Annotated in this window: 26 protein-coding genes; 15 read left to right on the top strand and 11 right to left on the bottom strand. The window is 66.2% G+C overall.

Features of this window, described 5'->3' with window-relative positions; translation table 11 throughout:
- The first annotated feature begins 78 nt into the window (after nucleotides 1-78).
- Together lnt and metK are read left to right on the top strand one after the other, a co-directional pair.
- Entirely contained in the window at nucleotides 79-1,653 is a 1,575-nt protein-coding gene (gene lnt / locus VH567_RS16955; RefSeq protein ID WP_423327400.1) for an apolipoprotein N-acyltransferase, read from the top strand.
- 58 nt (nucleotides 1,654-1,711) lie between these two features.
- Entirely contained in the window at nucleotides 1,712-2,929 is a 1,218-nt protein-coding gene (gene metK, locus VH567_RS16950) for a methionine adenosyltransferase (RefSeq protein WP_423327399.1), read from the top strand.
- Between the two features lie 212 nt (nucleotides 2,930-3,141).
- On the opposite strand, the gene VH567_RS16945 is transcribed toward metK, so the two are convergent.
- The 4 genes from VH567_RS16945 to VH567_RS16930 all read right to left on the bottom strand — a co-directional run bounded on the left by VH567_RS16945 (nucleotide 3,142) and on the right by VH567_RS16930 (nucleotide 6,216).
- Nucleotides 3,142-4,245 (bottom strand): AI-2E family transporter, encoded by a 1,104-nt coding sequence (locus VH567_RS16945; RefSeq protein WP_423327398.1) that lies wholly within the window; start codon nucleotides 4,243-4,245, stop codon nucleotides 3,142-3,144.
- 119 nt (nucleotides 4,246-4,364) lie between these two features.
- Nucleotides 4,365-4,649: a hypothetical protein gene (locus VH567_RS16940; RefSeq protein ID WP_423327397.1), complete on the bottom strand. Its 285-nt coding sequence runs from the start codon at nucleotides 4,647-4,649 to the stop codon at nucleotides 4,365-4,367.
- A gap of 95 nt (nucleotides 4,650-4,744) precedes the next feature.
- On the bottom strand, nucleotides 4,745-5,374 hold the full coding sequence (locus VH567_RS16935; RefSeq protein WP_423327396.1) for a phosphatase PAP2 family protein: 630 nt from the start codon (nucleotides 5,372-5,374) through the stop codon (nucleotides 4,745-4,747).
- Nucleotides 5,374-6,216, bottom strand: coding sequence for a formate/nitrite transporter family protein (locus tag VH567_RS16930; protein WP_423327395.1), 843 nt, complete (start codon nucleotides 6,214-6,216; stop codon nucleotides 5,374-5,376). The genes VH567_RS16935 and VH567_RS16930 overlap by 1 nt, the downstream gene beginning before the upstream one ends.
- Before the next feature lie 65 nt (nucleotides 6,217-6,281).
- On the opposite strand from VH567_RS16930, the gene trmB reads away from it, so the two are divergent.
- Complete coding sequence (trmB, locus tag VH567_RS16925) at nucleotides 6,282-6,962, top strand: tRNA (guanosine(46)-N7)-methyltransferase TrmB (RefSeq protein WP_423327394.1); 681 nt, start codon at nucleotides 6,282-6,284, stop codon at nucleotides 6,960-6,962.
- A gap of 68 nt (nucleotides 6,963-7,030) precedes the next feature.
- Here the strand turns inward: trmB and VH567_RS16920 are convergent, their stop codons facing one another.
- Complete coding sequence (locus tag VH567_RS16920; RefSeq protein ID WP_423327393.1) at nucleotides 7,031-8,128, bottom strand: GNAT family N-acetyltransferase; 1,098 nt, start codon at nucleotides 8,126-8,128, stop codon at nucleotides 7,031-7,033.
- Between the two features lie 94 nt (nucleotides 8,129-8,222).
- Here VH567_RS16920 and VH567_RS16915 point away from each other — a divergent pair, with 94 nt between their 5' ends.
- Nucleotides 8,223-8,681, top strand: coding sequence for a DUF2721 domain-containing protein (locus VH567_RS16915; RefSeq protein ID WP_423327392.1), 459 nt, complete (start codon nucleotides 8,223-8,225; stop codon nucleotides 8,679-8,681).
- Nucleotides 8,678-9,070, top strand: coding sequence for a DUF4345 domain-containing protein (locus VH567_RS16910; protein ID WP_423327391.1), 393 nt, complete (start codon nucleotides 8,678-8,680; stop codon nucleotides 9,068-9,070). The genes VH567_RS16915 and VH567_RS16910 overlap by 4 nt, the downstream gene beginning before the upstream one ends.
- Nucleotides 9,071-9,157: 87 nt before the next feature.
- Here VH567_RS16910 and VH567_RS16905 read toward each other — a convergent pair whose 3' ends face one another.
- Nucleotides 9,158-10,738, bottom strand: coding sequence for an amidase (locus VH567_RS16905; RefSeq protein ID WP_423327390.1), 1,581 nt, complete (start codon nucleotides 10,736-10,738; stop codon nucleotides 9,158-9,160).
- A gap of 119 nt (nucleotides 10,739-10,857) precedes the next feature.
- On the opposite strand from VH567_RS16905, the gene VH567_RS16900 reads away from it, so the two are divergent.
- The gene (locus VH567_RS16900; RefSeq protein ID WP_423327389.1) at nucleotides 10,858-12,033 is read left to right on the top strand and encodes an MBL fold metallo-hydrolase; all 1,176 of its coding nucleotides are present in this window, start codon (nucleotides 10,858-10,860) and stop codon (nucleotides 12,031-12,033) included.
- Nucleotides 12,034-12,204: 171 nt separating this feature from the next.
- Here VH567_RS16900 and VH567_RS16895 read toward each other — a convergent pair whose 3' ends face one another.
- Nucleotides 12,205-12,591, bottom strand: a complete 387-nt coding sequence (locus tag VH567_RS16895) for a VOC family protein (protein ID WP_423327388.1) — start codon at nucleotides 12,589-12,591, stop codon at nucleotides 12,205-12,207.
- Between the two features lie 163 nt (nucleotides 12,592-12,754).
- Nucleotides 12,755-13,585, bottom strand: a complete 831-nt coding sequence (locus tag VH567_RS16890; RefSeq protein WP_056065556.1) for a ferredoxin--NADP reductase — start codon at nucleotides 13,583-13,585, stop codon at nucleotides 12,755-12,757.
- Nucleotides 13,586-13,750: 165 nt separating this feature from the next.
- Here VH567_RS16890 and uvrB point away from each other — a divergent pair, with 165 nt between their 5' ends.
- The 3 genes from uvrB to VH567_RS16875 all read left to right on the top strand — a co-directional run bounded on the left by uvrB (nucleotide 13,751) and on the right by VH567_RS16875 (nucleotide 16,512).
- Nucleotides 13,751-15,949: an excinuclease ABC subunit UvrB gene (gene uvrB, locus VH567_RS16885; protein WP_187505078.1), complete on the top strand. Its 2,199-nt coding sequence runs from the start codon at nucleotides 13,751-13,753 to the stop codon at nucleotides 15,947-15,949.
- 78 nt (nucleotides 15,950-16,027) lie between these two features.
- Complete coding sequence (locus tag VH567_RS16880; protein ID WP_423327387.1) at nucleotides 16,028-16,282, top strand: type II toxin-antitoxin system HicA family toxin; 255 nt, start codon at nucleotides 16,028-16,030, stop codon at nucleotides 16,280-16,282.
- The gene (locus VH567_RS16875; RefSeq protein WP_423327386.1) at nucleotides 16,249-16,512 is read left to right on the top strand and encodes a type II toxin-antitoxin system HicB family antitoxin; all 264 of its coding nucleotides are present in this window, start codon (nucleotides 16,249-16,251) and stop codon (nucleotides 16,510-16,512) included. Before VH567_RS16880 ends, VH567_RS16875 begins: the two co-directional genes overlap by 34 nt.
- On the opposite strand, the gene VH567_RS16870 is transcribed toward VH567_RS16875, so the two are convergent.
- Nucleotides 16,509-16,886 carry a PRC-barrel domain-containing protein gene (locus VH567_RS16870; RefSeq protein WP_056065550.1) on the bottom strand — a complete coding sequence of 126 codons (378 nt, stop codon included), beginning with the start codon at nucleotides 16,884-16,886 and terminating at the stop codon, nucleotides 16,509-16,511. The two genes, VH567_RS16875 and VH567_RS16870, sit on opposite strands and share 4 nt — an antisense overlap.
- A 112-nt stretch (nucleotides 16,887-16,998) precedes the next feature.
- Here VH567_RS16870 and VH567_RS16865 point away from each other — a divergent pair, with 112 nt between their 5' ends.
- Together VH567_RS16865 and VH567_RS16860 are read left to right on the top strand one after the other, a co-directional pair.
- Nucleotides 16,999-17,580 carry a hypothetical protein gene (locus tag VH567_RS16865; RefSeq protein ID WP_423327385.1) on the top strand — a complete coding sequence of 194 codons (582 nt, stop codon included), beginning with the start codon at nucleotides 16,999-17,001 and terminating at the stop codon, nucleotides 17,578-17,580.
- Nucleotides 17,581-18,302: 722 nt separating this feature from the next.
- On the top strand, nucleotides 18,303-19,916 hold the full coding sequence (locus VH567_RS16860; RefSeq protein WP_423327384.1) for an OFA family MFS transporter: 1,614 nt from the start codon (nucleotides 18,303-18,305) through the stop codon (nucleotides 19,914-19,916).
- Between the two features lie 162 nt (nucleotides 19,917-20,078).
- On the opposite strand, the gene VH567_RS16855 is transcribed toward VH567_RS16860, so the two are convergent.
- Together VH567_RS16855 and VH567_RS16850 are read right to left on the bottom strand one after the other, a co-directional pair.
- Complete coding sequence (locus tag VH567_RS16855) at nucleotides 20,079-20,645, bottom strand: septal ring lytic transglycosylase RlpA family protein (RefSeq protein WP_423327383.1); 567 nt, start codon at nucleotides 20,643-20,645, stop codon at nucleotides 20,079-20,081.
- A gap of 38 nt (nucleotides 20,646-20,683) precedes the next feature.
- On the bottom strand, nucleotides 20,684-21,256 hold the full coding sequence (locus VH567_RS16850; protein ID WP_423327382.1) for a cell wall hydrolase: 573 nt from the start codon (nucleotides 21,254-21,256) through the stop codon (nucleotides 20,684-20,686).
- A 492-nt stretch (nucleotides 21,257-21,748) separates the two neighbouring features.
- Between VH567_RS16850 and VH567_RS16845 the strand changes: the two genes are divergently transcribed.
- The 4 genes from VH567_RS16845 to VH567_RS16830 all read left to right on the top strand — a co-directional run bounded on the left by VH567_RS16845 (nucleotide 21,749) and on the right by VH567_RS16830 (nucleotide 25,741).
- Nucleotides 21,749-22,072, top strand: coding sequence for a hypothetical protein (locus tag VH567_RS16845; RefSeq protein ID WP_423327381.1), 324 nt, complete (start codon nucleotides 21,749-21,751; stop codon nucleotides 22,070-22,072).
- Between the two features lie 53 nt (nucleotides 22,073-22,125).
- The gene (locus VH567_RS16840; RefSeq protein ID WP_423327380.1) at nucleotides 22,126-23,796 is read left to right on the top strand and encodes a hypothetical protein; all 1,671 of its coding nucleotides are present in this window, start codon (nucleotides 22,126-22,128) and stop codon (nucleotides 23,794-23,796) included.
- Between the two features lie 158 nt (nucleotides 23,797-23,954).
- Nucleotides 23,955-25,265 (top strand): ectonucleotide pyrophosphatase/phosphodiesterase, encoded by a 1,311-nt coding sequence (locus tag VH567_RS16835; RefSeq protein WP_423327404.1) that lies wholly within the window; start codon nucleotides 23,955-23,957, stop codon nucleotides 25,263-25,265.
- 14 nt (nucleotides 25,266-25,279) lie between these two features.
- Nucleotides 25,280-25,741, top strand: coding sequence for a MaoC family dehydratase (locus VH567_RS16830; protein WP_423327379.1), 462 nt, complete (start codon nucleotides 25,280-25,282; stop codon nucleotides 25,739-25,741).
- Nucleotides 25,742-25,744: the final 3 nt, after the last annotated feature.

Genomic DNA, 25,744 nt, shown 5'->3' with positions numbered 1-25,744 from the left:
GGGGGAGGGCGCAGGGACGAAAAATCGCGACTGGACTAACGCATTGCCCTGAAACCGACGCCCCGCCATAGCGCGTTTGTGACCTGCTACTCCGCCACCCGCTACCCTGCCCTCGCCTGCCTCGTCCTGGGCGCGCTCGCCGCGACCGGGTTCGCCCCGCTCGATCTCTGGCCGCTGACGCTCGTTGCGTTCGCGGTGTGGATGAAGATCGTCCATGAGGCGCCGAACCTCCGCGCGGCACTCTGGCGCGGATGGGTATTCGGGGTCGGGCACTTCACGGTGAACAACAACTGGTTCCAGCATGCGTTCGACTTCCAGGACGCGATGCCGCCGGTGTTGGGATATTTTGCGGCAGTCGGGCTCGCGCTGTATCTTGCGGTATTCCCGATGCTGACGGGTGGCGTTGCCTGGCGGATCGCACGGCGCCCCGGCACCCCCGATACGACGTTCGTCCTGGTCTTCGCCGGGGCCTGGATCGCGACCGAGTGGCTGCGTGCGACGCTGTTCACCGGCTATGCCTGGGATCCGCTGAGCGTCGTCTGGCTTCCCGCGATCGGCGTCGCGCGGCTGTCGGCATGGATCGGAACCTACGCGCTGTCCGGCGTGACGATCGTCGCGGCGGGTGCGCTGCTGATGCTTGCAGTACGCCGCTGGACTCTGCCAGCGATCGCCATTCCCGCGCTAGGCCTTGCGGCCTTGTCCGCGCTCTGGACCAACGCGCCGCCGCCCGCCCCCGGCACGCCTCTGGTCCGCGTGGTCCAGCCCGATATCGGCCAGGAAGACCGCAGCGAGACCGATGGCGAGCGCGTCCTGTCCGCGCTGGAGAAGCTGTCCGGCCAAGGCGGCGCTACCCCGCGCCTCGTCGTCTGGCCCGAGGGCGTCGTCCGTGATTACGTCGAGGATGGCTACCCGTTCTACGCCTATGGCTGGTCGAGCCCGCTCTACCTCCGCCGCCGGATGGCACGACTGCTGGGCCCCGAGGACATCCTGCTGATCGGTGGCACCGCACTCGAGTTTAATGCCAGGGACCAGATCTCCGGCGCCGCCAATTCGGTGTTCGCGCTCGACGCTCAAGCACGGTTGCGGGGGCGGTACGACAAGGCGCATCTCGTGCCGTATGGCGAATACCTGCCGATGCCGTGGCTGCTCAAGCCGCTCGGCCTCGCGCGGCTCGTGCCCGGAGATATCGATTTCACGTCGGGTAAGGGTCCGGCGAATTTGACGCTGCCCGGCTTCGGCTCGATCGGCATGCAGATCTGCTACGAGATCATCTTCTCGGGCGAGGTAGTCGACCGCGCGCACCGGCCTCGCATCCTGTTCAACCCGTCCAACGACGCGTGGTTCGGCAAATGGGGCCCGCCGCAGCATCTAGCCCAGGCCCGGATGCGCGCGATCGAGGAAGGCTTGCCGATCCTCCGCGCGACGCCGACGGGTATCTCCGCCATCATCGCCGCCGATGGCCGGCTCGTCGCGACCGTCCCGCACGAGACGGCCGGCGCGATCGAGCGGCCAATGCCGTCCGCCTTGCCGCCGACCCTTTTCTCGCGTGTCGGCAACGCGATGGCGGCGATCGTCGCCGCGCTGATGCTCGTCACTGCTTTAGGGGTTCGCCTGCGAGCAAGCGCGGTTGCCCTGCGCCGTCGCCAGCGCTAGGGTCATATAAAGCTTTCCTTATATGACGCTCGCTCCAGAGCATGGCAAAGAGGCCCGTATGCGCAAATCCTTCCTCTTCACCTCCGAATCGGTCTCCGAAGGCCATCCCGACAAGGTCGCCGACCAGATCAGCGACACGATCGTCGATCTGTTCCTCGCCAAGGACCCGCAGGCGCGGATCGCCTGCGAGACGCTGACCACGACGCAGCTCGTCGTCCTCGCCGGCGAAATCCGCGGCAAGGGCATCTACGAAAACGACCAGTGGGCCGACGGCGTGCTGGAAGAGATCGAGGCTGCGGTGCGCAACACCGTCAAGGAAATCGGCTACGCGCAGTCGGGCTTCCACTGGGAGACGTTCCGTTTCGAGAACAACCTCCACGGCCAGTCCGCGCATATCGCGATGGGCGTCGACGAGAGCGGCAACAAGGACGAGGGCGCCGGCGACCAGGGCATCATGTTCGGCTATGCGACCGACGAGACCCCCGGCCTGATGCCAGCGACGCTGTATTACAGTCACAAGATCCTCGCCAAGATGGCCGAGGACCGCCACTCGGGCGCGGCGCCGTTCCTCGAGCCCGACGCCAAGAGCCAGGTCACGCTCTCGTACGAGAACGAAGTACCGGTTGGCGCGACCGCCCTCGTCGTCTCGACGCAGCATGCGCCGGGCTATTGCGAGAAGGGCGACAACGCCGATCCCGCCAAGTACGCGGTGCTGCGCGACTATGTCATGGGCGTGTTCAAGGACGTGCTGCCCGACGGCTTCATCACCGACGACACTGCGATCTACATCAATCCGACCGGCCAGTTCGAGATCGGTGGCCCCGACGGCGACGCCGGCGTGACCGGGCGCAAGATCATCGTCGACACCTACGGCGGCGCGGCACCGCATGGCGGCGGCGCGTTCTCGGGCAAGGATCCGACGAAGGTCGATCGCTCGGCCGCGTATGTCGCGCGCTATCTGGCCAAGAACGTGGTTGCTGCCGGCCTCGCACGTCGCTGCACGATCCAGCTGAGCTACGCGATCGGCATCGCCGAGCCGTTGTCGGTGTATGTCGACACGCATGGCACCGGTACCGTTGAGGAAGCCAAGCTGGAGGCGGTCCTGCCGAAGCTCGTTCGCCTCACGCCTAAGGGCATCCGCGAGCACCTGAAGCTGAACGCGCCGATCTACAAGAAGACCGCGGCGTATGGCCATTTCGGTCGTGAGCCCGAGGGTGACACGTTCACCTGGGAGAAGACCGATCTGGTCGACGCGCTGAAGGCTGCCGTCGCCTGATAGCGACGGGTTTGAAGCTGTAAAAAAGCCTCCCGCGGACCGATCCGCGGGAGGCTTTTTTGTTGCTTGAGCCTCCCTCCCTCTCCCCGCCGGGGAGAGGGAGGGAGGAGCCACTTGGCGACGGAAGGGTGAGGGGCTTTGGGGAGCGGGTCCGAGCCTCACGCCCCTCGCCCTCCCACCCGGCTTCGCCGTGTGGGCCCCTCCCTCTCCCCTTAGGGTAGAGGGGTTATCGAGAGCGAAGGAACGGGCGCAGGCTCGCTCCGCTGCGCATGCCGCTGCTCGGTCAGGATCTGCCACGCGGTCAGGAACAGCGCCGCGACTAGGGGCCCGACGACGATACCGCTGAGGCCAACCACCTCGATACCGCCCAGCGTCGTCACCAGCACGATGTAATCCGGAATGCCCGTGTCGCGCCCGACCAGGATCGGCCGCAGGATGTTGTCGGCCAGACCGATCACCACCACGCCAGAGACGATCACGACCACGCCCTGCCAGATCGCCCCCGTCGCCAGCAAATACACCGCGACCGGCACCCACACGATCGCCGGCCCGAGCGCGGGCAGCAGCGACGTCAGCGCCATCAGCAGGCCCCAGAGCAGCGCCGCGGGCACGCCGACGAGCCAGAACGTCAGGCCGCCGAGCGCACCCTGGACCAGACCGACGATCACCGATCCCTTGATCGTCGCCCGCACCACCGCGACAAACTTGTCGACCAGCTTCACCGCAACCGAATGCTCGAACGGCAGCGCGCGGCGGATTGCCGGACCGACCTTGTCGCCATCGCGGAGCAGGAAGAACGTCACGTACAGCCCAACGCCGAACGACAGCAGGAACGAAGCCGCGTTGCGACCGATCGACAACGCCTGACCCGCGATCGAGCGGACGCTGTTGCCTAGGATGTTCGACACGCGCGACTGTGCCTGCTCGAAGCTGTTGAGCCCGGCCTTGTCGAGCGCACCCTGGATGCGGTTCGGCAACGCGTCGTGGATCTGCTGGAAATACGCGCCGAAGTTGATCTGCCCGCTTTGCAGCTTGGCATAGACCGACGCGGACTGGTCGACCATCAGGCTGCCGATAAACAGCGTCGGCACGATGACCGCAACGAAGATGATCAGCAGCGTCAGTGCGGCGGCGAGATTGCGGCGTTCGGGCCAGCGCTTGAGCAGCCACTGATACAGCGACTGGAACAGGATCGCGGCCAGCGCACTCCACAGCAACGCCGCCGCGAACGACGACACGACCACGCAGAGCGCAATCGTGATCGCCACCAGGAAGGTGATGAAGCCCCCCGTTTCCAGTCGACGCCTGTCGATCATTGCCGTGTCCCCTGTCGTCGTATTGCCGGTTCGATCCGGTCGATTCAAAACGTCGAAACCGCCCCCCGGCGTTTACCGGAAGGCGGTCCCGACGCTGGCGCGAGTGTGCGCCTGGATTATCAGCGGAGCTTTTCGCTGCCGTTGACGAGTGCGTCCTTCTGCGCCTGCGGCATCGCCTGCGCGTTCACGTCGGCATCGTCGATCGCGTCCGACTGGCGCTCGCCGTCCTTGCGGACTGCCTTGGCCTGGTCCTCGAGGTTGTCGGCAGCGGCGTCGAGCGCATCGGCGCGGTTGTCCGCGGCCTTCTCGACCTGGCTGCCGAGCTTGTCGTCGCCCTTGCCGCCGCAGGCTGCGAGCGGGAGTGCGATGGCGGCGATCATCGTGGCGATGGCGAGCTTCTTCATGATACGGACTTCCCTGTTATGACGAGGTCGCAAACCGTCACGGGCTCGTAACGGTTCCATGCTCCAACTGCGTCGAACGAAAAAATCCGGCGTAATCAGGCGGTAGCCGGAGCGTCGAGCAGAGGCAGTGTCTCCACCGCTGCGCTCTCGATAACTGGCGCGACCCGGTCGAACACCGCGCTGACCAGAGCCTCCGCGATCCAGCCGACCGCCGCACCGACGACGAGGTCGGAGAGGTAATGCTTGCCGTTGAGCGGTTGCGCCGCGGCGACCAGGCCGGTGACCAGCGCGGCTGGTGCCCCTGCCCCGTCGATGTCGCGCGACGCCGCGCGGGCGACCGCGACCGCGCCGGCGGTGTGGCCGGAGGGAAACGACGTCTGCTCGTGATCGTCGCTGTCGCCGGGCTCGAACCGCGCGTTGCCGTCCTCGATCGCCTTTTCGGGGCGCGTGCGGTCGATCGAGGCCTTGATCGCCGACTTGACGAAGGTCGCCGCCGCATGCGCCGCGAACATCCGCACGCCGCCGCGGATCATGTCGGGGCGACGCGCGACCAGCCCGATCACGACCGTGCCAAGCGAGGTCGCGACGAGCTGCGGCTGGTCGCCGATCTCGGCCAGGAAACCGGTCGCCTTGACGATTGGCTGGTCGCGGTGCTCGGCGGCCTTGTGCGTCACTTCTCGATCCGCCTTCGCGACGGACTTCGCCGCCTGTTCGATCTCGCCCATCAATTTTTCTCCCGCCCGGTCATCTCGCCGCGCACCTGTGCATGGGCCAGCAGCGCGAACAACCCCGCACCACCCAGCAAGTTGCCAAGGATCGCCGGCAGCATCAGCCCACCCAGCGCCTTGCCGAGTCCTACTTCGCCCGAAAACAGCAGCAGCCACGCCTCCACCGACCCGACGATCGAGTGGCTGAACGCACCGATCGCGACGACATAGGTGATCGCGAAGATTACAAGGAACGACTGTTCGCGCGCGTTCGGCAGCGACCAGGCGAGGATCGCGATCATGAACCCGGCCGGGATCGCGTTGACGAACGTCGCGCCCAGCGAGAGTTCGGTGATGCCCATCGACACCTCGATCATCGCGGTGCGAAGCTCGCTGCCGCCGAGCAGGTCTGCCGCGATCATGCCCCCGGCTAGCGCGGTCCCGATCAGGTTGGCGCCGAGCACGACGCTCCAGAGCCGCAAGGTCCGCCGCAACGCCCAGCCCGATGGCTTGGTCACCAGTGGCAGCATCGCGGTGATCGTGCTCTCGGTGAACAGCTGCATCCGGCCGAGGATCACGACGAGAAACCCGATCGGGTAGCCGAGCGACACGACGACCGATCGCCACGGCGTATCGGGAATCGCCGCGTGGAGCGCGCCCTCGGCGATCAGCGAACTGGCGATCGCCATGCCCGCCGCTAGCCCTGAGAAGAACAACGACGAGATCGGCCGGTCGAGTTCGTCCTCGCCCTCCTCGCGGACGGCTTGGTGGAGATCCTTGGCATCGGCGGCTTTCAGCGCGTCGACGTCGTCCTCGGATCCGGCGGGATCGGGCGATGCGGAGGGGTTTTGTTCGGCCATTACGGACATGCAACGGCTCGCGGGGGACTTTGCTCCGGCGCCCCACACCGCTAGGGCACGCGGCGATGAACGATCCTTCTGTTATCCGCCGCCTTTATGGCCGTCGCCAGGGCCACAAGCTGCGTCTCGGCCAAGCCGCGCTCGTCGAGGAAACGCTTGCCGACCTGTCGGTGCCCGAGGAAGGCCCGATCGATGCGATGACGCTGTTCGGCGACAACCGTCCGCTCCACGTCGAGATCGGCTTCGGCGCGGGCGAACATCTGGCGGGACAGGCCGCGATGAACCCCGACGTCGGCTTCATCGGCTGCGAGCCGTTCCTCAACGGCGTCGTCGGCGCGCTGGCGCATATCCGCGACGGCGAACTGACCAACGTGCGGTTGCACATGGGCGATGCGCTCGAGGTGATCGAGCGGCTGCCCGATGCGAGCCTCGACCGGCTGTATCTGCTGCATCCCGATCCGTGGCGGAAGGCGCGCCACGCCAAGCGCCGCATGGTCAACCACGGCCCGCTCGACACGATCGCCGCCAAGCTGAAGCCGGGCGCGGAATTCCGGCTCGGCACCGACGATCCGACCTATTGCCGCTGGTCGATGATGGTCATGAACGCGCGTCGCGATTTCGAATGGCAGGCACAAACCCCGCACGACTTCCTGACACGCCCGGACGACTGGCCCGAGACGCGGTACGAACGCAAGGCCCGGCGGCAGGGTCACGAGGTCTGGTATTATCGTTATCTGCGGGTTTGAAATCCGCAGGCGTTGTCTGCGGGTTTGAAACCCGCGGGCGTTGTCTGCGGGTTTGAAACCCGCGGGCGTTATCTGCGCGTGTGATGCCCGCTGCGGCGCCACAACCAGCCGAATAGCCGCCCGGCCAGCGCGGGGGCGCCCGGCCTGAGCAGGATACAGTCGCGGATCGGCGCGTCGACCTGCGCGCCGATCACCTGCTTGTAGCCGCTGTCGCCAGCGCCCCAGTCGACGCGGCGGATACCACGGCCAAGCGCGCCGGCGAGGTTGCGCCAGTAGAGCAGCTTGCCCGGCGAGTGTTTGGCGAAGCGCGGATCGTAGCTGTTGGCGATCGCGTACAGCAGTTCGCCGGTATCGATGTCGAACGAAAACGCCGCCGGGACGCCGTCGATCGTCAGCAGCGCCGCGCGAAACATCTCGGCGAGCACCGGGTCCGCGGCGGCCGCCTGCCAGAAGGCGAGGTGGCCGTCGGACGTGAACTTCATGCCCGATCGATCGGTATCGTGCGCGATCCAGCTCACCTGCTCGACCGCGCCCAGATCGGCAAATGCTGCGGGCCAGTCCGCCGCCGACAGGACACGCCACTCGGGCACACCATGCTCTGCGAGGTGCTTTTCATGGAAGCGATTCTTGCGCAGTGTCGAATTGCGCGGCCACGGCTGGCCATCGACGACCGGGTGCAGATCGAGCGACCAGCTGTCGCCGATCGGGCGGTCGATCGCCACCCAGCCCTGCGCACGGGCCGCGGCGATCAGCGCGGTGGCGGCGGGATCGGTATCGTAGACCGGGCCGATCCGCAGCGCGTTGACGGTACCGGCAAGCGTGGCGAGCGCCGCCTTGAATGCGCTCTCGCTGGCCCCGAGCGCGAGACCGAAGCTGCGGAACGGCCAATAGCAGCCGGGCACCGCCGCCATGCGCAACGGCCGCGGACCCAGCGGCACGAACGGCAGCGCCAGTACCGGTGCCTCGTCTTCCTCGACCACCAAGGTGCGGGCCTCACCGCCGTATGCGGCAAGGGCCGCGGCGTACCAGCCGAAGCGCAGGAAGCGGTGGCTCTGCGGTCCGCGTTCGGCGACCGTGTCGATCGCGGCGGCGAGGCCCTCGACCACGTGACCGCGCACGGCGGGTGGCAGGCGGACGAAATCGGCCAGGAGCATCGGCTTGGACATTACGCGTCGATACCGCGCAGTGGGTTACGATTGCATGCTCTTTTGCGCTCGCCGCCTTTTGCATTCGGCGCCGTTCGCCATCATGGTGCGATCCATGCCGATAATCCCCGCCATCTCGACGATCGCCCAGACGATCCAGCTTTCGCTCGCACCCGTCTTCATGCTGGCGGGTATCGGCCAGTTGCTGAACGTGCTGGCAGGGCGCCTGTCGCGGGTGATCGACCGCGCGCGCAAGCTGGAGTTGCTCCACGGCAGCATCACCGGCCCCGATCATCATCGCTATGTCTGGGAGCTGCGGCTGCTCGACCGGCGGATGACGATCATCAACGCCGCACTGTTCCTGGCGGTATCGAGCGCGATCATGACCTGCGTGCTGATCGCGCTGCTGTTCATCGCCGAACTGGCGAAGCTGCATTTCGGCACGGCGGTGGCTTTGTGCTTCATCCTGGCGATGATCCTGCTGATCGCCGCGCTCGTCTCGTTCATCGTCGAGGTGCGGATTTCGCTGCGCGCGTTCCGGATCCGGCCGGAATTGCTGAAGGACCTGTCGTGATCGAGAAACGCGTGTTGCAGGCGGTGATCGCGGTCGCGTGCCTGTTGCCGCTGATCGTCGGCGGCCAAGGCGTGCTGCACGGCCCCGCGCCGTTCGGGCATCTGGCCGACGTCCCGCGCGATCTGGACAGCCACTTTCGGTATATCTCGGGAATCTTCTTCGCGACCGGATTGGGGTTTCTGAGCTGCATCCCGGATATCGAGCGCAAGGGACCGCGGTTTCGGTTGCTCGGCGGCCTGATCTTCGTGGGAGGCGTGTCGCGGGGGATTTCGCTGTTGGCGGTCGGCGTACCGTCGCAAGGACACGTACTCGGGCTGGGTATGGAGACGGTGGTCGTGCCGTTGCTGATGCTCTGGCAGTGGAATTTCGCGAAGCGGGCTGCCCGATAGCTGTTCCCCCGCGAAGGCGGGGGTCCAGGGTTGCAGAGGGCAGCATTCGTGACTCCTGGGCTCCCGCTTTCGCGGGAGAACAGCAGTTTAGCGCGCTGCTTCTAGACCGGGGCCGACGTCGGCCGAGGGTAGGTAGCGCGGAGCCACGCGAGCCTTCGCTCTTTGCTCATAGGCATAACCCGCGCCCAGCACCGCAGCGTCGCCGTACTTCGTCGCGATGAACGACAACCCAACCGGCAGACCACGGACCAACCCCATCGGCACCGTCAGGTTCGGATACCCCGCGATCGCCGGCAGCCCGCTCGAACTCGGCCCGCCATATTGATCGCCGTACACCGGTTCGCTCAGCCATGCCGGACCATAGGTCGGCTCGACCAGCACCGTCGCCCCCGCCGCCTTGAGCATCGCGTCGATCCCCTCCGCACCCGCCAGCCGCAACGATTTCGCGCGCGCCGCCGTGTACGCCGGGTCGTTCAGCCCCTTGGTCTTCGCCGCGGCCTCGAACGTCTCCTGCGCGAAGAACGGCATTTCCGCGCCTGCGTTCGCCGTGTTGAACGCGATGACCTGATCGAGCGTCCGCGTACGGACCGCGCCCGGCGTGGTCGCGAGATACGTGTCGAGATCGGCCTTCAATTCGGTCTGGAGCACGAGCAGCTCCGCCTCGCCAAGCCCGTCGAGCTTGGGCTGCTTCACCTCGACCAGCACCGCCCCCGCAGCCTTCAGCACGTCGAGCGCCGCCTCATATCGCGCCGCGACGTCGGCAGTCATCTCCGGCCGGATCACGCCGACACGCAGTCCTGACAGCGCGCTGGTCGACAGCGCCGCGGCATAGTCGCGCCTGTACGCCCCTGCCCTCGCGGTCGCGGCATCCGCAGTATCAACCGCAATCATCGCCGAAAACATCGTCGCGACGTCGCGCACGCTCCGCGCCATCGGGCCGGGCGTATCCTGGCTGTGGCTGATCGGCACGACGTGCGTCCGACTGACGAGGCCAAGCGTCGGCTTCAACCCGACCAGCCCGTTGATCGACGACGGACATACCACCGATCCATCGGTCTCCGTCCCGATCGCCGCCGCCGCGAAGCTCGCCGCGATCGCCGAGCCCGATCCGCTCGACGATCCGCACGCGGTCCGGTCGAGCGCATAGGGATTGCGCACCAGACCGCCGACCGCGCTCCAGCCGCTCATCGACCGGGTCGAGCGAATATTCGCCCATTCGCTGAGGTTGGTCTTGCCCAGGATCACCGCCCCCGCCGCGCGAAGCTGCGCGACCACAGGCGCATCGCGACGCGTGAGGTTGTCCTTCAGCGCGAGGCTGCCCGCCGTCGTCGGCATCGCATCGGCGGTCTCGACATTGTCCTTGATCAGCACCGGCACGCCGTGGAGTGGACCGCGGATGCGCCCGGCCTTGCGCTCGGCGTCGAGCGCCCTTGCCTGCGCCAGCGCATCGGGGTTGAGCGCGATGACGCTGCGCAAGGTCGGCCCGGTCCGGTCCATCGCCGCGATCCGCGCGAGATAGGCGCGGACGAGGTCGACGCTGCTCGCCTTGCCCGACGCCATCATCGCCTGGAGCTGATCGATCGACTGTTCCTCGACCGCGACGGTCTTCGCCTCCGCCACCGCCGGAAGCGCGGTCGCGAGCAATAGTCCGATGATAAATCTACGCATTTTCCGATTCCCCTTTATCGGGAAGCTATCGGGGTTGCAGACCCGCGCCAAGCGGTCTGAACGATGCTCGACACGATGCGTTACGGACCAGCAACGGATAGGGGAATGGCGTGCGTCTGGTGTTGAAGATCGTCGGGGGCGTCGTGCTGCTGGCGGTCGTGGTCGTCGCGCTGGCGGTGACGATCGTGCCGCGCTTTCTCGACCGCATCTATTACCGCGGACCGGCCAGTGCCCATTTCGACGGTACGCGCTTCGCCAATCCCGACAACGACGCGGATACGCAGCAGATACAGCCCGCGGGTGCCGGCAACGGTGGGGGTCGCGCGGGCTTCTTCTGGCGGTATTTCACCGGCAGCGACGGGCGTCCCGCTTGGCCGAAGACGGTCGCGGTAAACCGCATCGCGCCGCCTGCGCGTGTCAAAGGCGAGCGGATGGTGGTGACGTGGGTCGGCCATGCCAGCGTTCTGATCCAGACGCAGGGGCTGAACATCCTCACCGATCCGGTCTGGGCCGAGAAGGCCGGGCCACTCGGCACGGGTCCTCGCCGTGTCGCCGAGCCGGGAATCGCGTTCGATGCGCTGCCCAAGATCGACGTCGTGCTGGTCAGCCACGATCACTATGATCATCTCGACAAGGCGACGCTGCAACGGCTGTGGCAGCGCGATCGGCCGCGGATCGTCACGAGTTTGGGCAATGACAGCGTGATCGGCCAGACCGGCGCGCAGGCGACCGCGCTCGACTGGGGGCAGCGGGTGGCGATCAAGCCGGGCGTCGCGGTCACCGTCACGCGCAATCATCATTGGGGCAGCCGCTGGTTCACCGATCGCAACCGCGCCTTGTGGTCGAGCTTCGTCGTGACGCTGCCGGGCGGGAACGTGTTTTTCGCGGGTGATACCGGGATGGGCGACGGCCAATGGCCGGTCGAGGCCGCCGCGCTCGGGCCGATCCGGCTGGCGCTGATCCCGATCGGCGCGTTCCGGTTCGTCGACGGGCAGATGGAGTCGGGGAGCCATATCGGGCCGGTCGATGCGGTTGAGGTGTATCGGCGGTTGGGCGCGGCGCACGCGATCCCGATCCACTGGGGAACGTTCCGGCTGTCGTTCGAGGGGTATGATACGCCGCCAAAACTGCTGGCGGCAGCGATGCGGTGTACCGGGCAAAGCGGGTTTGCGCCGGTGGCGATCGGGCGGCCGGTGGAGGTTGCGGAGTATGTGAAGCCGGCGGCAGTTACGCCAATGGCTCGGGCAGCGTTGCTCGAGTGTCTCGATACGCCGCAGGTTCGTGCGTTGCGGTAGACCTCAGAGAAGCTGGCGCCTTCGCCGCAACGGCAAACACACCACCCCGGCGAAGGCCGGGGCCCAATTGGGGCAAGGCTGCTAATGGTGGACAGCCCCTCGTTACCGCCACCTTTCCAATTGGGCCCCGGCCTTCGCCGGGGTGGTATCTCCCTCAATCGTGCCCGCCACTCACCCCATCTTGAACACGCAGAGCTTGTTACCGTCCGGATCACGGAAATAGGCGCCGTAGAACCCCATCTGCTCGGGCCCGCGCGACCCCGGACCACCCTCGTCCGCGCCGCCCAGTTCGATCGCCTTGGCGTAGACCTGATCGACCTGCGCGCGAGAATCCGCCGCCAGCGCGACCATCGTGCCGTTGCCCGCGGTCGCCGCCGCGCCGTCATAGGGCCTGCCGATCACCAGCATCGGCTTGTCCGCACCCGCGCCGTAGAAGGTCAGCTTCCGCTCGTCGGGCATCTGCATGAGCCGCTTGCCGCCGGCTGTCGCCAGCAGCGCGTCGTAGAAGGTCAGCGCCCTATCGAGGTCGTTGGTGCCGAGCGTCGCGTAACCGATCATGGGTCTCTCCTCTTATGATTGAGGAGCGATATCGGCGGGTCATGCCGCGAACACAACCGTTCCCCCGCGAAGGCGGGGGTCTAGGCCCGCACTCTCCCGGCTTTCGACGTTGAAGTAATCCCTGGGCCCCCGCTTTCGCGGGGGAACCCAGAGTTAAAGGTTGTCAGCCGACGAACGCGCGCTCGATCACGAACGTACCCGGCTTCGAATTCGCCCCCTCCTCGAAGCCCTGCGCCTCGAGCATCACCGCGAATTCCTTGATCATCTCGGTCGACCCGCACAGCATCGCGCGGTCGGTCTCGGGGTTGAGCTTCTGTTCGCCGCGGACCGGATGACCGAACAGCGATGCGTCTTCGATCAGCGCGCCGATCCGTCGCGTGGTGCGGAACGGCTCGCGCGTCACGGTCGGAATGTAGTGGAACTGCGTCTGCGCTTCGTCGGCGATCAGCGGGTCCTCCGCGAGCAAGCCGACCATCTCGTCATGATAGGCGAGATCGCTCACGCGCCGCACGCTGTGCACGACGATCACCTGCTCATACGCGGCGTAGACATCGGGATCGCGCATCAGGCTGAGGAAAGGCGCGAGGCCGGTGCCGGTCGAGAACATGAACAACCGCTTCCCCGGCAGCAACGCGTCGAGCACCAGCGTACCGGTCGGCTTCTTGCCGAGATACACTTCGTCGCCGGGCTGGATCAGCTGGAGCTTCGAGGTCAGGGGGCCGTCCTCGACCTTGATCGACAGGAACTCGAGCTCTTCCGAATAATGCGGCGACGCGATCGAATAGGCGCGCATGATCGGCTTGCCGCCTTCCTGGGGCAAGCCGATCATCACGAACTCGCCGGAGCGGAAACGGAAGGTCGATGGCCGCTCGATCGCGAAGCTGAACAGATGTTCGTTCCAGTGGCGCACCCACAGCACCTTGGCGTTGAGGAACGCGGGGGTCTCGGGGATCAGCGCGGGCGCGCGGGTTGCTTCGACGGTCGGGGCGGTCATGCGTCTATTCCTTGGCCTACGCGCGGGCGTTGGCGGATCGATGGCTTGCGAAACGGTCGCATTATGGGCGTGAGCCGGACGGGTCAACAACAGCTAAACTTGGGCTCGCCCAAACAGGTCCCGTGGCCGTTGCCGACTCAGGCCATGTTCCCCATATTCCCCTCGATGGCCATTCAGATCCGCACCAGTCTCGCCGAGCCCGAAACCGGCGAAAGCTTCGTCCCGCACCGCCCGACCGCACGCCCCGACAAGGTCGAGGGCGGCAAGCGGTTCAACCTCGTTAGCGAATACGAACCCGCCGGCGACCAGCCTACCGCGATCGCCGAACTCGTCTCCGCGATCGGCGACGGCGAGAAGGACCAAGTGCTGCTCGGCGTCACCGGCTCGGGCAAGACCTTCACGATGGCCAGCGTCATCAACCGCGTCCAGCGCCCCGCGCTGATACTCGCGCCGAACAAGATTCTGGCGGCACAACTCTACGGCGAGATGAAGTCGTTCTTCCCGGACAACGCGGTCGAATATTTCGTCAGCTATTACGATTATTACCAGCCCGAAGCCTATGTCGCGCGCTCGGACACGTACATCGAGAAGGAGTCGTCGACCAACGAGTCGATCGACCGGATGCGCCATTCCGCCACCCGCGCGCTGCTCGAACGCGACGACGTCATCATCGTCGCATCTGTGTCGTGCCTGTACGGCATCGGCTCGGTCGAGACCTATTCGGCGATGATCTTTGACCTCAAGAAGGGCACGACGGTCGACCAGCGCGAGATCGTGCGGAAGCTCGTCGCGCTCCAGTACAAGCGCAACGACGCGGCGTTCCAGCGCGGCAATTTCCGCGTGAAAGGCGACACGCTCGAGATCTTCCCGTCGCATTACGAGGACAGCGCGTGGCGCATCTCGTTCTTCGGCGACGATATCGAGGAGATCACCGAATTCGATCCGCTGACCGGCAAGAAGGTCGCGTCGCTGAACTCGGTGCGGGTGTACGCAAACTCCCATTACGTGACGCCCGGCCCGACGCTCAAGCAGGCGGGCGAGGCGATCAAGCACGAGCTCGCCGAGCGGCTGAAGGAGCTGGTGCTGGAGGGCAAGCTGCTGGAGGCGCAGCGGCTCGAACAGCGCACAAACTTCGACCTCGAGATGATCGCCGCGACCGGTAGCTGCGCGGGGATCGAGAATTACAGCCGCTTCCTCACCGGTCGCATGCCGGGCGAGCCGCCGCCCACGCTGTTCGAATACCTACCCGACAACGCATTGCTCTTCGTCGATGAGAGCCACGTCACGATCGGCCAGATCAACGGCATGTCGCGCGGCGATCATCGTCGCAAACTGACGCTCGCCGAATACGGCTTCCGCCTGCCGAGCGCGATCGACAACCGGCCGCTGCGCTTCAACGAATGGGACGCGATGCGGCCGCCGACGACCTATGTCTCGGCGACCCCGGGCAGCTGGGAAATGGAGCAGACCGGCGGCGTGTTCGCCGAACAGGTCATCCGGCCAACTGGGCTGATCGATCCCCCCGTCGAGATCAAGCCGGTCGAAGAACAGGTGCAGGACCTGATCGTCGAAGTCGGCAAGACCACCGCGCTCGGCTACCGCACGCTCGTCACCACGCTGACCAAGCGGATGGCGGAGGATCTGACGGAATACATGCACGAGGCGGGGATCAAGGTCCGCTACATGCACAGCGACGTCGAGACGCTGGAGCGCATCGAGCTGATCCGCGACCTGCGGCTCGGCGTGTACGACGTGCTGATCGGCATCAACCTGTTGCGCGAGGGGCTCGACATCCCGGAATGCGGACTGGTGGCGATTCTCGATGCGGACAAGGAGGGCTTCCTGCGCTCCGAGACGTCGCTGATCCAGACGATCGGCCGCGCCGCGCGCAACGTCGATGGCCGCGTGATCTTGTACGCCGACCGCGTCACCGGATCGATGGAGCGCGCGATGAACGAAACGTCGCGCCGTCGCGAGAAACAGGTCGCGTACAACACCGAACACGGCATCACCCCGACGACGATCCGCCGCAACATCGGCGACATCATCGCGCACGTCGCGAGCCAGGATCAGGTGACGATCCCGATCGACGAGGACCGCCCGCACATGGTCGGGCATAATCTGCGCGCGTATATCGAGGATCTCGAAAAGCAGATGCGCAAGGCCGCGAGCGATCTGGAGTTCGAGACCGCGGGGCGCCTACGCGACGAGATCCGTCAGTTGGAGAATGAGGAATTGGGGTTACCGGTCGACCAGCAGAAGGCGCCGGTCATGGGTCGGAGCAACGAGGGTAAGCCGGGCACGCGGAAAACGCGCTATGGGAAAAGTCAGAAGATGCGGATGGGGGGATCCCGCTCGCGGTAACGAAGTACGACGATTTAACGGACGGCGTTCAATGCTTCATCTAGGTTGCTTCATGGCTTTGCCGAGATGGAGAGACCGATGACCCAGATCGCCAAGCTTTACGCCTGGATACTTGCAAACCCGCGCTCTTCGATTTCTTTTCGCGATTTCCAGCGGCTAATCGAAGCTTTCGGCTTTGTTCTCGATCGGACTGCCGGGAGCCATCACCTGTATAAACACGAGGTCGTGCCATTTCCTGTCAGCGTGCAGCCTCGCGGCAAGGACGCGAAGAGCTACCAGATCAGCCAATTCGTCGCTATATGTGCGAAATATCAGCTGAGTGTGGACCGATGATGCAGCACCGCTTTCACATTAATGTCTTTTGGCACCCCAGCGACGAGTGCTGGGTCGCCGATATACCTGACCTGAAGGCATGCTCGGCCTTTGGCGACACGCCCGAGGAGGCGGTTGCCGAGGTCCGAATTGCGATGGCTGGATGGATCGAGACGGCGCGAGATAATGGTCTTGAATTACCAGTCCCCGCATATCGTCCCGATCCTTACGCCATTCCCCGCGCGGCTTAGCCGACGACGAGGTCTTCGCTGCTCGACCCGTAATAGCTCGCCACGCGGTCGGCATAGGCCTGGTCGAATACCGGCGCGTTGTTCGCCCAGCTCGGGCCGCCTTCGAGGACGCGCTTGTCGATCGTGACGACGTAGAGGTCGCGGACCGCGTCGAACTGGAGGAGCGCGAACGGCAGTGGGTAGAAGCTCTTGCCCATGCCGAGGAAGCCGCCGAGGCTGAGCACGGCGTGCGTGACGCGGCCGGTGCCCTTGTGGACCATGAACGCGTGGACCGAGCCGACATTGTCGCCGTCGCGGCTCTCGACTTTCATCGTGCCGGAGATGTTCGACTGGACGAGCAACTGGGTCGGCGTCTGGGCGGCGGTGTCGGACATGAAATTTCTCCTGATATCTTCCGTCGCTGAACCGGTATCACCGTGCGGCGGTTCCCGCCTAGAGCGCTTCGTCGTACTTGAGCGACTGCCGGGCGTGCCGCATAGCGATGCGATGCGCACTCCGTCCCCTCCCCTCGTCGGCTTGCGATCGCTTGCCAGCCCCATCGCCTTGGCACGACTTGCCGGTCTAGCGACGCTCGCCTCGATCGCCGGCTGCGTCGCGCCGCCGCGTGTCGAAGCGCCGTCGCCGCCGCGCACGGCAACTCCGACGCCTGCTCCGGCGCCGCGCCCGGCACCGATCGCTGCGGACTGGCGCGACTGGCCGTATTCGCCGGGGACGTGGGTGTATCGCCACGACGCGCGTGGTTCGATCGCGCTGTTCGGACCGGCGAACGTGGAGGCATCGCTGACGTTGCGCTGCGATACTGCGGCGCGCGCGATCTATCTGTCGCGCGCGGGCAGCACGCCAACGCCGCTGACGATCCGCACGTCGAGCGTAACGCGGGCGCTATCGGTCCAGCCGACGGGGGGCACGCCGCCCTACGTCGCCGCCGCGCTGATGCCGAACGATTCGTTGCTGGAGGCGATGGGGTTCAGTCGCGGACGGTTTGTCGTCCAGCAGGCAGGATTGCCACCGCTGGTCGTACCGGCCTGGGCCGAGATCGAGCGTGTCACCGAGGATTGTCGCGGCTGATATCGACGACGCTATCGACGAAGCGGCAGCCGCGCAGGATCGGCCGAAAACTTCGATAAAACAAGGCTTGTATCGTGGTCGCGTCCGGCACACATTGGCGTTGCGGTCAGGCTTGGCCGCGTTGTTTCAACAAGCGAAAGGAGGTGATCCGATGTCTCATGGTTCAGCAGTGAGTTCGGTTCGGTTCGTTCGGGGGACGCACCGCTAAATCCGCCGGTCCGCGTGGGGAGTATCCTCTCCCAGTCAACCCGTGGTCCATAGGTTAGGCGGTACGCATGGTCCTCCGGGCTGGAGCTCTCCGGCCGCTGACCATGTCAGGAGGTTGTCGGGTCGTCGGGAGACGATCCGGCAGCCTCTTTTCGTTTGGGGCAAGTCACGCTGACGGCGACGGTCCGTTGCCGTCTTTAGAAGTTTTGGACCGCGTGGGCTGGCGGATCGATCGCCGCCGCGGAGCGCATGGCTCGCTCGACCAATCTCCGACGTCCCTGCATTGCGCATGATTCCCTAATGTGATCCGCCGGTAATACCGACTATCGCAACACACGGATCATTGGCCCAGCGCTTCTACTCCCAACGATCGCCCCGACCGGCGCGGCCTATCATCGTGTAATCGGCCGGGAATATTCGTGCTGGACAAAGAGCCTGCAAAACCGAACATAGCGCGATAATTGTGAGGCCGCCGACACTTAAACGATCGCGGCCCTTTCTCAGGTGAGCATGGCATGGCTGAAAACGGCACCCGATCGACAGGGATATTGGATCGTGCGGGCACGATTGCCGGGCCATCCTATAATCGCTGGCTGCTACCACCCTGCGCGCTGGCTATCCACCTGTGCATCGGCATGGCCTACGGGTTCAGCGTGTTCTGGCTGCCGCTTTCGCGCGCGATCGGGATCACCGATCCGGTGCTCTGCGAGGGCATATCGCTGGTCCAGGCGCTGTCGACCAAGACCTGCGACTGGCGGGTCAGCGACCTCGTCTGGACCTATACGCTGTTCTTCGTCGTGCTTGGCGCCTCCGCGGCATTGTGGGGCGGCTGGCTCGAGCGGGCAGGGCCGCGCAAGGCGGGCGTCGTCGCGGCATTCTGCTGGTGTGGCGGCATGGCGATCTCGGCGGTCGGCGTGTCGATCCACCAGCTCTGGCTGGTCTGGATCGGGTCGGGCGTGATCGGTGGCATCGGCCTCGGGCTCGGTTACATTTCGCCGGTGTCGACGCTGATCAAATGGTTTCCCGATCGCCGCGGCATGGCGACCGGCATGGCGATCATGGGCTTTGGTGGCGGTGCGATGATCGGCAGCCCGCTCGCCGATTGGCTGATGAAGCAATTCTCAAGTGCGACCTCGGTCGGCGTATGGCAGACCTTCCTGGTGCTCGCGGCCGGATATTTCGTGTTCATGATGGCCGGCGCGTTCGGCTACCGCGTGCCACCCGAAGGGTGGGCACCGGCAGGCTGGCAGGCGCCACCGGTGACCAGCACGACGCTGATGAGCCGGTTCAACGTCCATCTGAACGACGCACACCGGACGCCGCAATTCTGGCTGATCTGGACCGTCTTGCTGCTCAACGTCTCGGCGTCGATCGGGATCATCGGCGTCGCTTCGCCGATGTTGCAGGAAATCTTCGGCGGGCGCCTGATCGATGCGCCGGGCGTTCTGTTCACCGCGTTCGACGACGACCAGAAAAAGGCGGCGGCGGCGATCGGCGCAGGGTTCGTCGGCATGATCAGCCTGTTCAACATCGGCGGACGCTTCTTCTGGGCGTCGTTCTCCGACCGCCTCGGCCGCAAGCGCCTGTTCGCGGTGATCCTGGCGGCCAGCGCGATCCTGTACGGGTTCGCCGCACCGTCGCTCGCGGGGGGCAGCATCGGCCTGTTCATCCTCGTCTTCTGCCTGCTGGCGTCGATGTACGGCGGCGGGTTCGCGACCGTGCCGGCGTATCTGGCGGACGTGTTTGGGACCAAGTTCGTCGGCGCGATCCACGGCCGGCTGCTGACCGCCTGGTCGACCGCGGGCGTCGTCGGGCCGCTGCTGGTGGCGTATATCCGCGACGGTCGAATCGCGGCGGGCGTACCGCGCGACCAGGTGTACCAGCCGATCTACTTGATCCTGGCGGCGATGCTGGTGGTCGGGTTCGTCGCCAATCTGCTGATCAAGCCGGTCGATGCGCGCTTCCATATGGCGGACGAGGCCCCCGCGGTCCCGACCGCGTCGGCGGTTGGCGCAGGGCATGGCGGCGGGGTGAGCATCGCTGTCGTCCTGGCCTGGGCGGCAGTGTGCATCCCGATCGCATGGGGCGTCTACATGACGGTGATGAAGGCGTCGGTCCTGCTGCGCTGAGGCCTCGCTGAACGACGCGCGATCCTCCCCCGCCAGGGGGGGCAGGCGCAGCCTGACAGAGGGGGAGGCAGGCGAGAAACCGCTGTTGCGTGTTCCTCCCCCTCCGTCGCCTTCGGCGCTACCTCCCCCTTGCGGGGGAGGATTAAGGTATGAACGCCTCCTCTAGAAACCCGCTGCCGATAGTTGCGCGCGAAGGTTTGTCCGTTCGCGTTCGCTGACCGGCGGGAGCGAGCGGGCGGGCTTCCCCTTGCGCAGGCGTTTACGGTCGTCCTCCGACGGCGCGACCACCCGTACCCGCACCGCGGCAGGCGCACCGGCGCGGACGCCGAGCTGTTCGGCCGCACCACGCGACAGGTCGATGATCCGCGCCTTGCCAACGAACGGCCCGCGATCGTTGATGCGGACGACGATCCGCCGCCCGGTGTCGAGCGCGGTGACCTCGACATAGCTTGGCAGCGGCAGCGTCGTATGCGCGGCCGTCGCCCAGGCGGCGCGGAACCGCTCTCCGCTGGCGGTACGCTTGCCTGATTCGGCCCCGTACCAGCTGGCATAACCGAGCACGTCATAAGCGGGGTCGACCGCCGGGACATAGGTCGTTCCCCCGACGCGGTAGGGACCACCGAGCTTCAGTGGGGCGTCGCTGACCGCACGATATCCACCGCCGGCACACCCGCCGATCGCGAGCAATAGCGCGGCAACGCCAAAGGATCTGAGCGAAAGTCCAACCATATGCACCCCATTCGCGCGACCTGTGACCGGTGCGGCGATCATCGCCGTTGATAGAAGATATGCGAATCGACCCGCGCCACCTTGACCAGCGACGAGCGCCAGTACGGCACCAGCCAGTCGGTGTGGTAATGCGTCGCGCGGCCGACCGGCGCGTAGACATAGCCGTTCAGCGCGCGCCGGGCGGCCTGCCGCGCCTGCTCCCAACCGTTGGTTTCGGGGCGGCGCGCCTGCGATCCGTCGCACGAGAACGAGAACTGGCACCCCGTCTTGCGGGCCGATCCCTGATAGACGACGCCGCAGACGGTCTTGGGAAATCCGCGTGCGCCGACCCGGTTGAGCACGACCTGGATGACCGCCCGCTGTCCGTCGCGATCGGTGCCGGCCTCGTACAGCGCGACCGTCGCGAGGCATTCGGTGGCCTGCAGGCGCGCCGCCGAACCGCCGCGAAAGCGGAACCGCTCGGCCGGCCTGCGGCGCTCCGTCTCGATCGGGACCAGCGCATTCGAGGCGCGTGCTTCCGCCATCGACAGGCGCCGCACCGGACGGTGATCGACCGACTCGTTCGGCCATGGCAGATAGGTGAGCGACCCGAAGACCGTAGCGACGGCCACCGCCACTCCGAGCAGGAGCAGCCAATGCTCGGATGACGGCCGTCGGGCCGACCCGCGATGCCGGCGACGTGAATCAGGGCGGCGCGCGTTTGTGGAGGAGGATCGAGCGCGTCCGTTAGGCATGCCCCCCTCTACCGGCGAACGCGGAGCAGGGAAATATCGAGCCTGATCCGGTTCGCCGCCGCCGCAGCTCACCCCGCGCCCTCGCCCCCGCCCTCGCCCTCGCCCTCGCCCCGTGGAGGCAAATGGCGGTTATCCCCGGCGAACGTGCACCAGTCATTCCCGCGCAGGCGGGAACCCATATTGGCAAACCGTGCGGCAGGATCGCGACCGTTCGAGCTTCTGGGTCCCCGCCTCCGCGGGGATGACGATGCGAGTGGATAGGTGCCGCGCCACATGGAACGCCGCATGGTCGCTCTGCGACGTTGGATGCGGTTTGTATCACACGGTAACCGGGTTGATCGAATTATGGTCTGGCCGTAGGTGCATTGCGTGATTGCGCGTCTGATCCTGGCCCTGCTGCTCGCTGCGTTCGCGGTTCCCGCAGCGGCACCCGCAGCGTGTCACGATGCGTCGACACCGGCGCCCCACACGATGATGATGGCGGCCGATACGGCGGACGCTTCGGATACGATGCCGGACCGCAAGGCCGTCCCCCTGCATGGCTGCATCGGCTGCATCCCGCCATCCAACTGGACCAGCGCCAGGATCGCAGCGGTCGCGCCGACCGACGCGCCGGTGCTCGTCGAACGAGCCCCCGTCCTCGATATCGGCATGGTGACCGCCCCCGTTCCGCCGCCTCCCAGAAAGGCGTGACCGTCGGGCGCCTGCGCGCCCTGCCTTCACGCTTTTTTCGGGATTTTCAGACGATGACACGATCGATGCTGCTCGCGGCTACCGCTGCGGCTGCCCTGCTGGCGTTCCCCGCCGCCGCGCAACACGTCATGGAGCATGGCGCCGGCATGACCATGCAGATGCCGGGCACGCCGGCCAAAGCCAAACCTCCAGCAAAGAAGCCTGCCGCCAGGAAGGCGCCTGTCAGGACACCGAAGCCTTTGCCGGCCAAGCCCACCCCGTCCGCGGCAGCCGTGGACCATAGCACGATGGATCACACGGCAATGCCGTCGGCCGGTGAGCCTGACGCACCGGTTGCCGGCGCTCCAGCGACGATGCCCGAAATGAACCATGCGCAGATGGATCACGCCCAGATGGGCCACGCGGCGATGCCCGAGATGGCAATGGACGATGCCTCGATGGGGCACGCCACGGACCATAGCCGCATGGACCACGGCGCGATGGGGCACATGATGATCGCCGACCCCCTCTATCGTGCAGCCTCCGACGCGGCGCTTGCCAAGGCGCCCAAGGGGGCTGCGATGGCGGGCATGGCGATGGGGACCTCCGCTGGCTTCTACAGCCAGGGTAGCGGGACGTCGCGGCTGCCGGCGGCCGAGGGGCCGATGCGCGGCTACATGACGCAGGCGGGCGAGTGGATGCTGATGGCACACGGCTATGCCTGGGGCGTCGCGACCGACCAGGGGGGGCCGCGCGGGCGGAGCGAGGCGTTCGTGCAGTCGATGGCGATGCTGATGGCGGACCGCGACCTGGGCGATCGGTTTCACATCCAGCTCAGGACGATGAACAGCCTCGAGCCGTTGATGGGCGCGCGCGGCTATACGAACCTGTTCGCGACCGGCGAGCTGGCGAACGACCGCCCGCTGGTCGACCGCCAGCATCCGCACGACCTGTTCATGGAGCTTGCCGCGAAGCTCGACTACCGGCTCCACAACGGCGCGACGCTCTTCGTCTATGGCGGGCCGGTCGGCGAGCCGGCGCTGGGGCCTAGCGCGTTCATGCACCGCGGGTCGGCGCGGTATCAGCCGATGTCGCCGATCACGCACCACTGGTTCGACTCGACGCACATCACCTACGGCGTGGTGACGGTGGGCTATGCGACGCCCGCGTTCCAGCTTGAGGCGTCGGCGTTCAAGGGGCGCGAACCCGACGAACATCGCTGGGGGATCGAGACGCCCAGGCTCGATTCGTGGAGCGTGCGCGGTACGTGGACGCCGTCGCCGTTCTGGGCGGTTCAGGTGAGCCATGGCCGGCTGAAGGAACCCGAGGCACAGCATCCGGGCGAGGACGAGAACCGCTCGACCGCCAGCGTACAATACGCGCGGGGGGGGCTCGCGACGACGTTCGCGTACAGTCTCAAGGACCGGGTGCCGGGCGAAAAGCTCAGCGCGTTCCTGGCGGAGGCAACCTACGAACTGACGCCGCGACATGCGGTGTTCGGGCGGATCGAGAACGTCGCCAATGACGAGCTTTTTCCCGACCACGATGATCCGCTGCACGACGCCAAGTTCCGGGTGACGAAGGCGGAGATGGGCTATGCGTACCGGCTGCCGATCGTCGGGCCGCTCGGGCTCGCGCTTGGCGGGACCGTGGCGGCATACGCGAAGCCGGCGGCGCTCGACGCGGCCTATGGCAAGACGCCGGTGAGTTGGACGCTGTTCAGCAAGCTGGCGGTGGGGTTGTAGGTAAATTTGTTTCCCCGCGAAGGCGGGGACCCAGACTGGGCTCCCGCCTTCGCGGGAGAACAAGGAAGCGGAGGTCGTATGACGGACGACTTTCCCTTGCAGGTCGTGCCGAGTAGGGAGCGAACGAAATCGCAACCCGCTCGGGACGAACCGATATGATGAAGACTGCGTTGGCTCTCCTCGGTTCCGCACTTGGTTTGACGCTTGCCGGGTGCGCGTATCCGTACTCGCCCCCTGCCCTCGCGCCGATCACGGCACCCGCACCGACCACGACGGCAGCCGCAGCGATGCCGGGCGAATCTCGTGCCCCGGTCACGATCCTCGTCTCGATCGACGGTTTCCGCCCCGATTATCTCGACCGCGGGGTGAGCCCGAACCTGAACCGCCTCCGCGCGGGCGGCGTGTTCGCGAGCATGCGGCCGTCGTTCCCGAGCATCACCTTCCCCAATCACTGGACGCTCGTCACCGGCCTGCGCCCCGATCGCAGCGGGATCGTCGGCAACAAGATGGAGGACCCCGCGCGACCGAACGAGACGTTCACGATGGCGACCGACGATCCGTTCTGGTGGAGCGAGAGCTCGCCGATCTGGGTCGATGCGGAAAAGGCCGGGATCCGGACCGCGACGATGTTCTGGCCCGGCGCGAACGTCGCGGTCGGTGGCAAGGTGAAGCCCGACAGCCACGGCGCGATCGACGGCGGCACGCGGCCGGAGGATTGGCAGCAGTTCAACCAGCAGGTGTCGGGCACGCAACGCGTCAACGCGGTGCTCGACTGGATGCGACGGCCCGCGGCGATCCGACCCAGGCTGGTGACGCTGTATTTCGATACGGTCGACAGCGCCGGCCATGCGGGCGGCCCCGACAGCGCTGGCGTCACGCAGGCGGTCGCGGATGTCGATGCGAGCATCGGGGCGCTGGTCGATGGCCTCGCCGCGCTGGGCCAACCCGCGAACCTGGTGATCGTCGCCGACCACGGCATGGCCGCGACCAGCAGCACACGCGTCGTCGCGCTCGATACGATCGCCGACAAGGCGGATTACCGCGTGGTCGAGACCGGGCCTTACGCGAGCCTCTTCGCGGTGCCAGGGCATGAGGCTGCGCTCGAGGCGCGATTGCTCAAGACACACGATCACCTGCAATGCTGGCGGAAGGGCGAAATACCGGCGCGCTTCCATTACGGGCGTAATCCGCGCGTGCCGAGCTATCTGTGCCTTGCCGATGTCGGTTGGCGCGTCGATCCCAGCGCGCCGACCAAGGTCTCGACCGGCGGCATGCATGGTTACGACAATTTCTCGCCCGAGATGCGTGCGCTGTTCATCGCCAACGGCCCCGCGTTCCAGCGCGGCAAGACGATCGCGAGCTTCGACAACGTCGCGATCGAGCCGCTGTTGCGCGACCTGATCGGGTTGCCGGGCGAAGCAGGACTGGACGGCACCGACGCCCCCTTCCAGAAGGTGATGCAACGATAAGAGGAGAGGCGCGCGTGCAGTATTTCGAGGATATCGAGGTCGGTCGGACCGCATCGTTCGGCCACTATGCCGTGACCCGCGAGGAGGTGATGGACTTCGCCGCGAAATACGATCCGCAGCCGTTCCATCTGTCCGACGAGGCCGCGGCGCGCACCCATTTCGGGCGGCTGTCGGCAAGCGGCTGGCATACCTGCGCGATGGTGATGTCGATGGTCGTCGCGAACCTGAAGGAAAACCAGCAGGCCGGACTTGGCTCGCCGGGGATCGACGAGTTGAAATGGGTGAAGCCGGTCTATCCAGGCGACACGCTGCGCTGCGAGACCGAAATTCTGGAAAAACGCGCCTCGGCGAGCCGGCCGGAGATGGGCATCTTCAAAAGCCGGATGCGGGTGTTCAATCAGGATGACGTGATGGTGATGACGTTCGTCTCGAACGGGCTGGTGCAGACGCGCCCGGTAGACGCGCCTGCACCCTGACGG

It is taken from the genome of Sphingomonas sp. 4RDLI-65, from assembly GCF_049472435.1.
In the GTDB taxonomy this organism is placed as follows: Bacteria; Pseudomonadota; Alphaproteobacteria; order Sphingomonadales; family Sphingomonadaceae; genus Sphingomonas.
The sequence above is the reverse complement of the archived record's forward strand: the minus strand, read 5'-3'. Positions and strand labels throughout refer to the sequence as shown.